The following is a 7,466-nucleotide window of genomic DNA, read 5'->3' as shown; positions in this document are numbered from 1 at the left end:
CAAGGGCCAGCGTTGCGCCGACACCCTCGTTCTCGTGGACTCGCCCTACAGCGTGCTGCCCAAGGTCACCCCCAAAGACCATGACACCCTCGCCACGCTGATCCGGATCGTCAGCGCGGTGACACAAACCCCGCATCCGCAACCTCCGCTATCCGCGCTCCGGGACAGCAAAACCTACGGCGGTCGCAGCGGTCCGCGATGGTCACCCACGCAAGGGACGCGGCCGGACAAAATCGGCAACTTTACGGTTTTTCCCGAGCGCGACAATCGCGGCAAGGTGTACGTGTATTTTTGCCCCGACGACACCACTGTGGCGCTGGATGATGTGCAAGGCATCGGCACCTATGGCGTGCCCGATGCCACGCCCGATGGGCGCCCGGCGATGACGGCCCTGCAATCCCTCGGTTTTTATCAGCGCCTGTGGACCAAGCGCCATCGTGACGGCGAACCGGTGCTGGTGGGCAAGTCGCCGCAACCCGAGTTCATCCGCGCCCCGGGCGAGCACCGTTACCCGGGCGCGTCCTTGCTCACCGGCGTGGCTTCGCAAGCGCCGATCGCCAAGGGGCAGGAACGCCTGATCAATGCCGAGGCCCTGACCCCGCCCCATGCGCCGCAGATGTTTGGTGGCGAAGCCATACAGGGCAGCCCGACCCGCGCCGGTCTGGACAAACCCGATGAGGTTGGCAAAAGCATCGCGCTAGGCAAAGACGCCGCAACCTTTTTGTGGATCAGGATGCCTGCCGAGTATGACGCCCCGTACACCACGCAGCGGGAGGCGCTGGCGCGTTTTAACGGATTAACCGAGGACCCGGAGGACCACACGCGCGCCGTACGAAAAGGCCCGGCCCGCGTTAGCGGCAGTTCTTCTCACGAGCGCGAGGAAACCCCGCGCGAGGCCCGGGCACGCATGGAGCATGACCAGAAGACGTGGGGGGCCAACTCCTACCACTCGGCGATCCTGCGCAGCCCGGAAAACCAGCGTTGGGTGACGGCGATGGACATTGCCATCGGCCAGGCCCACTGCCTCGATGATCCAGCCATGCGTGAAGTGTTGGTGGCGATTGCGGATTGGAAGATGGATGAAAAACAATTCGACCAAGTCGGACGACTACCAGGCTGGACACGACTTAGTGCTGAGGCTCAGTTGTTAGTGAGGGCCAGTTATCAGTATTACGACAAAGGCACTTTCCCGCCCTCTGATTTGGTCTCGATGACACAACCCTCCCTGCTTGCCGGCACCGCTAAACATGGAGGTGCTTTGTGAACAATCCTCAACACCGAATACGGACTTTACCGAAACTCAAACCCTACCTTTGGATCGCAGGAATCCTGCTGATGCTTTGGCTCGGCTTCGTCTGGCTTGTCCAAATCAAGGCACAGGAACTTAACATGGTACTGCGTGACATGAACCCGATACTGCGCTGGGGGATCGCCGCGATCTTAGGCCCGTTGCTGATGATTTTCAGCGTTCACTGGTGGGGCAACGCCGTGGCCAGTGAAAAGGCAGGGCTTGCCGCTTACAAAGCCAATGTCATGGCGCAAGTCGCCGAACAACAGGCCACACAAACGCGGACGTACGCGTTGGAGATCCGGGGAGTGGGTCTTGGTATTTACCAGGACCACCAATCTGAGATCTGGCAATTCATCAAGAAGAAAAACAACAACTTTGCTTCGATTTATTCACGAGATCCCAAGGATTATAAGGCGTCACTAACGTCCAGACAAAACTCCAGAGATATCAAAATCCGAGTTGCCTTCAAACATTCGGCAGGCGAATCAGTAGCGTATTGGCCAATCCCGGTGTTTTCCATCGCGCCACCCAAGCAACCGTCAGATACAGGGGCTGCGAATAACATTCATAACGGGCGCAACGCCGCCACTCTCGGGGTCACACTCTTTTTGTGGCAGGACGCCGAAAACACGACCCATGCACAGGGCATGATCGATCGTTTGTTCCAGTTCTTTGATGACAACCCCCAAGTGCCTCAGGCCTTGATTGTGAGCGAGGATGGAGACGTCACGCGAGACGGATTGCGGGTTATAGGAACCCCGGGGTTGCAGAACGGCCATGTCGTCCCGACGATATTCGAAAGCATGGCCGGGGTGCTAGTCAGCCGTTCGGATCGGGTGGATCGGTACATTCGCCGTTATGCCACCCATGAGGCTGAGGACAATCAGAACAAAAATGCTGATCTGGGCAAGTTATGGGCCTTTTATTGGGATCGCGATAAATCATTTACCGATTGGTTCGAAGCCGCAGCGCGTGCCAATGCCTTTGAAGCGCCCTATGCACCCACCACCATGTCCACCGCCTACTGGCAATCCCAACTCCCCGCCCTCTGGAAAACCATCAGCAACCGCGGCCCAGGAGAATTCCAACCCTCGCCCTGGCTGCCCATCCGCTGGGCCCAGCACCAGGTCAAAGAGTTCGACGCCGCGCCGGTGCTGGGTTACTTGCACCGTCCGATCAAGGTCTCGATGCAGGATGAAAACGGCAAACGGCTAAAACCGGCGTTGCAGGCCAGGGCCTTGCAGGCAGGCTGGTTACAGGCTCTGGATACCTTGCCCGAAGGGCAGAAACCAGTGCGGGTGTTCTACGACACCACCGACAACCAGGAAGCAGAGTTCGCCCTGACCAACGCCTTGCACAGCCTGAATACCGACGGCCACGGTATCGACCCGGGCAATGTCGACGAGGGTTACAACATCGGACGACGCTTGGGCAATACCGGGGTCAGCAGCGCACTGGTGGAAATCAACCTGGCCACCATCGCCAGCTACCTCGACGGTGGAGCCAGTGCCGTGGTTTACGCCGGTGCAGACGGTAGCCTGACGGTACAAATGATCCACCCACCGGACGCGGCGCGCAAAGAGAAAAACCGCGAGAACCGTGGCGCCGACCCGTTCAAGTTCGGTTCCCCTAGCGGTGGCGTAGCCAGACCATGAATCATCCTGTCTGCCTAGGGGATGCCACCAGCAGCAGCGGCACCGTGGTTTCCTGCCAGCTTGAAAGCATAGATCCTGAACGCGAACTCGCTGAGCCCTGTACATCGCGCTCGACACAAGCAAGCCCTTTGGCCATATGCCGTAAATAGTCCTTGCCAATCCCAACCCGTTTCGGTTATCAATTTGTACATGATTAGACAGGTACGATTTGACAAGAAACAACGGGTGGTCGACGAGCTCATCCGGCGCATTGAAAGCGGCCTTATGGAGGACGGCTTTCATCTGCCGGGCGAGCATCAGTTGGCTGAAGAATTCAAAGTCAGCCGAGGTACTTTGCGTGAAGCCCTGGCCGAGTTGAAACGGCGCAACTACATCGCGACGCAAAGCGGGGTCGGTTCCATCGTCACCTTCGACGGTGTGGCGCTCGACCAGCGCAGCGGCTGGGCCCAGGCCCTGGCCGACAGCGGCGCGCTGGTTAATACCGAAGTGCTGCGGCTGGAGGCGGTGACCCGCCCGGATTTGCTGTCACGTTTCGGCATCGACCAATTCATCACCCTCGACCGTCGTCGCCGCTCCAATGACGGCACGCTGGTGTCCCTCGAACGTTCATTGATGCCCGCCAGCGGAGGCCTGGAAAGCCTGCCGCGTGTCGGCCTGATCGACAATTCTCTGACCATCACCTTGGCGGCCTACGGCTATATCGGTGAGCGCGGCGATCAATGGATTGGCGCCGAACCGCTGAACGCCGAAGACGCTGAACTGTTGGGTCGCCCGGTCGGAACGGTGTTCCTCAAAGCATTGCGCACCACCTACGACCGGCAAAACCGTTTCATGGAACAGGTGGAAAGCCTGCTCGATCCCGTGCACTTCCGTCTGCACCTGCAATTTGGAAACTCGAAATGACCGCGCTCAATCGTGCCTTGGGCGCGTTCTACGGCCTGGCGCTCGGCGATGCGCTGGGCATGCCGACCCAATCCCTGAGCCGCGCCGAGATCAAGGCGCGCTTCGGCGAAATCACCGACCTGCAAGACGCCGGCCCGGATCAACCGATCGCTGCCAACATGCCCAAAGGCTCGATCACCGATGACACCGAACAGGCGATCCTGGTCGGACAGTTGCTGATCGATGGCAAGGGCTGGATCGAACCGGCGCTGCTCGCTCAACGCCTGATCGAATGGGAAGCCGAGATGCAGGCCAAGGGCTCGCAAGATTTGCTCGGCCCCTCGACCAAACGGGCCATCGAAATGATCCTCGCTGGTCATTCGCCGGAGGAAGCAGGGCGCTACGGCACCACCAATGGTGCGGCGATGCGCATCACTCCGGTAGGGATCGCCGCGGATGTCGCCCATCCCGAGCGTTTCATCAGGGCCGTGGTGCAGGCCTGTCAGGTCACCCACAACACCACGCTGGGGATTTCCAGCGCAGCGGCAGTGGCGGCGGTGGTTTCAGCCGGGATCAATGGCATGGACCTGGGCGAGGCGTTGAACCTCGGCCAGCAAATCGCCCAGCAAGCCGAAAGCCATGGCCACTGGGTCGCTGGCGGGCGCATTGCTTCGCGCATCAGTTGGGCGCGCAGCATCAGCGTCGACAGCGACAAGGCATTGCTCGCCGATTTGCTGTACGACGTGATCGGCACGTCGGTGGCATCACAGGAATCGGTGGTGGTGTCGTTTGCCCTGGCCCAGCAAGTGGCCATCGGCGAAATGAACGCCTTCGAAGCGCTGTGCATGGCTGCGAGCCTTGGCGGCGACACCGACACCATCGCGGCGATACTTGGCGCGATGCTCGGGGCCTGCCTGGGTCTTGAGAGTTGGCCTGTGGAGATGATCGACACTGTTAAGGCGGTGAACGATCTTGAGTTGGAGCCCTTGGTACAGCAACTGCTGACTCTGCGCTGATTTTAGGGTCGACCCGATTTCCCGTGGCGAGGGAGCTTGCTCCCGCTCGGCTGCGCAGCAGTCGTAAACTCTGACGACTCGGTGTGCCTGCCTCACTACTGTCGCAGGTTTTGGGGCTACTTCGCGGCCCAGCGGGAGCAAGCTCCCTCGCCACAAATGTCTTATCGTTTTGCGTCATTGCCACAACCACAAAAATGGCAACAGGAGCATTTTTCATGAGTACATCAAACGCCGGGCAGAGTGCCGGGCAACTGGAAACCCGTGGCATCGAACCGGTGCCGGAAGCCGAGTGCAATGGTCACCCCTTGCAGCTGTTCTGGGTCTGGTTCGCCGCCAACATTTCCATTCTCGGCCTGCCGCTGGGCGCGACGCTCGTGGCTTTTCGCGGCTTGGCGATCTGGCAGGCAATCATTGTTGCGATCCTAGGTGCCGCCGGTTCCTTCGCGGTGGTCGGGATCATCTCCATCGCCGGTCGCCGTGGCCGTGCGCCGAGCCTGACCCTGTCGCGGGCGATCTTTGGTGTACGCGGCAATATCGGCCCGACCCTAGTCTCGCTGATGTCGCGCCTGGGCTGGGAAACCGTCAACACCACCACCGCCGCGTTCGTGTTGCTGTCGCTGTGTTCGATCCTGTTCGGCTCGCCGGTTGAAGCGAAAAGCGCGCCGCTGCTGACCTTGCTGTTCATCGCAATTTTCGTACTGCTGACTTTGTCGGTGTCTGGCCTCGGTCACGCCACTCTGCTGGTGATCCAGAAGTGGGCGACCTACGTGTTCGGCGCGCTGAACATTCTGGTCGGTGGTTTCCTCTGCGCCACCATCGACTGGAGCGCGGTGTTCAACGCTACGCCTGCGCCAATGAGCGCCATGATCATCGGCGTCGGCACCATGGCGGCGGGCACCGGGATCGGTTGGGCCAACGCCGGCGCGGACATGTCGCGCTACCAGCATCGCAGCGTCAAAGCCGTGCGCCTGGTGGCGTCGGCGGCCTTCGGTGCGGGAATTCCACTGGTGCTGTTGATCACCCTCGGCGGTTTGCTGTCGGTGGGCAACAACGACCTGGCCCAAGCCACTGATCCGATCATCGCGATCCGCGACATGTTGCCGACGTGGATGGCCGTGCCTTACCTGATCACCGCGTTCGGTGGCTTGCTGCTGTCGAACAACCTGTCGGTGTACTCCGCCGGCCTGACCACGCTGACGCTCGGTTTGAAGGTCAAGCGCGTCTATGCTGTGTTGGTCGACATCGTGGCGATCTTCGCCGGCTCGATCTACTTCATGTTGATCGCCGACAGTTTCTACGGCCCGTTCATCACCTTCATTTCCCTGCTGGCGGTGCCGATCACCGCGTGGGTCGGGATCTTCGTGGTCGACCTGATTCACCGTCATTACTACAGCCCCAAGGATCTGCTGGACGTCAGCCCGAGCAGCGCCTATTGGTATCGCGGCGGCGTCGAGTGGCGCGCGTTCGGTGCCTGGGCGGTGGCGATCGTGCTTGGCTTCAGCTTCACCACCATCGGCACCACGGCAGAAAATGTCTGGTTCAAAGGCTTCCTGTCCGACTCATGGCTGGGCCATAACGGCCTCGGCTGGATCGTGACCTTTGTGGTCGCCGGTGGCATTTATTGTGTACTCGGCGGGGCGAAGGATCGTCGTGCTGCGCTGACCGAGAATGCTCATGCCTAAGATGTTGCACACCGGCCAGGTCATCATCGACCTGGTCATGGCCGTGGATAAATTGCCGCAAGCGGGTGGCGACGTGCTGGCGCAGTCCGCCAGTTTCGAAGTCGGCGGCGGCTTCAATGTGATGGCCGCTGCGCAGCGTAACGGTCTGCCGGTGGTTTACCTTGGTCGCCACGGCACTGGGCGTTTCGGTGACTTGGCCCGTGAGGCGATGAACGTGGAAGGCATCCAGATCGGCATTGCTGATCGTGCCGAACGCGATACCGGGCTGTGCGTCGCCATCACTGATGCCTCCGCCGAACGCAGTTTTGTGTCCTATATCGGTGCCGAAGGTGAGCTGTCTGCTGAAGACCTGGCCAGTGTGCCGGCCGAGGCGGGGGATTATGTCTACGTCAGCGGCTACAGCCTGTTGCATGCGGGTAAAGCACAACCGTTGGTGGACTGGGTGCTGATGCTGCCGGAAGGCGTCAACGTGGTGTTTGATCCGGGGCCGCTGGTGGATTCGCCGGATGCGCCACTGATGCAGGCGTTGCTGCCGCGCATCGATGTGTGGACCAGCAATAGCGTCGAAGCGCTGAAGATTACCGGCGCGACAGACATCGCCCAGGCATTGGATCGACTGGTCGCGTACCTGCCGCGCGAGGTGCTCATGGTGGTGCGTGACGGGCCGCAGGGTTGCTGGATCAGCCAGGGTTCAGAGCGCAGGCATGTGCCGGGATTCAAGGTCGAGGCCGTGGACAGTAATGGTGCCGGTGATGCCCATGCTGGGGTGTTTGTTGCAGGATTGGCGCAGGGCTTGTCGGCGTTTGACGCGGCGCGCCGGGCCAATGCGGCTGCGGCGTTGGCGGTGACACGGTGGGGGCCGGCAACTTCGCCGGGGGCTGCTGAGGTTGATGAGTTGATCCGAAATATATTCGGCGCCTGAACCATCGTTATCGCTAGC

The 7,466-nt window shown here is 60.6% G+C and carries 6 protein-coding genes; all 6 read left to right on the top strand.

Annotation, left to right across the window (positions count from 1 at the left end; translation table 11 throughout):
- The coding region (locus NL64_RS26775; RefSeq protein WP_034151073.1) for an effector protein Tle3 domain-containing protein at positions 1-1,264 on the top strand (1,264 nt) is incomplete at its 5' end.
- The gene (locus NL64_RS26770; RefSeq protein WP_301281650.1) at positions 1,261-2,946 is read left to right on the top strand and encodes a type VI lipase adapter Tla3 domain-containing protein; all 1,686 of its coding nucleotides are present in this window, start codon (positions 1,261-1,263) and stop codon (positions 2,944-2,946) included. The genes NL64_RS26775 and NL64_RS26770, both read left to right, overlap by 4 nt.
- A 189-nt stretch (positions 2,947-3,135) precedes the next feature.
- Positions 3,136-3,849 (top strand): GntR family transcriptional regulator, encoded by a 714-nt coding sequence (locus NL64_RS26765; protein ID WP_034151072.1) that lies wholly within the window; start codon positions 3,136-3,138, stop codon positions 3,847-3,849.
- Complete coding sequence (locus tag NL64_RS26760) at positions 3,846-4,844, top strand: ADP-ribosylglycohydrolase family protein (RefSeq protein WP_034151071.1); 999 nt, start codon at positions 3,846-3,848, stop codon at positions 4,842-4,844. Before NL64_RS26765 ends, NL64_RS26760 begins: the two co-directional genes overlap by 4 nt.
- A gap of 215 nt (positions 4,845-5,059) precedes the next feature.
- A complete protein-coding gene (locus NL64_RS26755) occupies positions 5,060-6,526 on the top strand; it encodes a purine-cytosine permease family protein (RefSeq protein ID WP_034151070.1) in 1,467 nt (488 codons plus the stop codon).
- Positions 6,519-7,448 carry a PfkB family carbohydrate kinase gene (locus tag NL64_RS26750; protein WP_034151076.1) on the top strand — a complete coding sequence of 310 codons (930 nt, stop codon included), beginning with the start codon at positions 6,519-6,521 and terminating at the stop codon, positions 7,446-7,448. Before NL64_RS26755 ends, NL64_RS26750 begins: the two co-directional genes overlap by 8 nt.
- Positions 7,449-7,466 lie beyond the last annotated feature (18 nt).

The organism is Pseudomonas fluorescens (assembly GCF_000802965.1).
Classification (GTDB): domain Bacteria; phylum Pseudomonadota; class Gammaproteobacteria; order Pseudomonadales; family Pseudomonadaceae; genus Aquipseudomonas; species Aquipseudomonas fluorescens_A.
The sequence above is the reverse complement of the archived record's forward strand: the minus strand, read 5'-3'. Positions and strand labels throughout refer to the sequence as shown.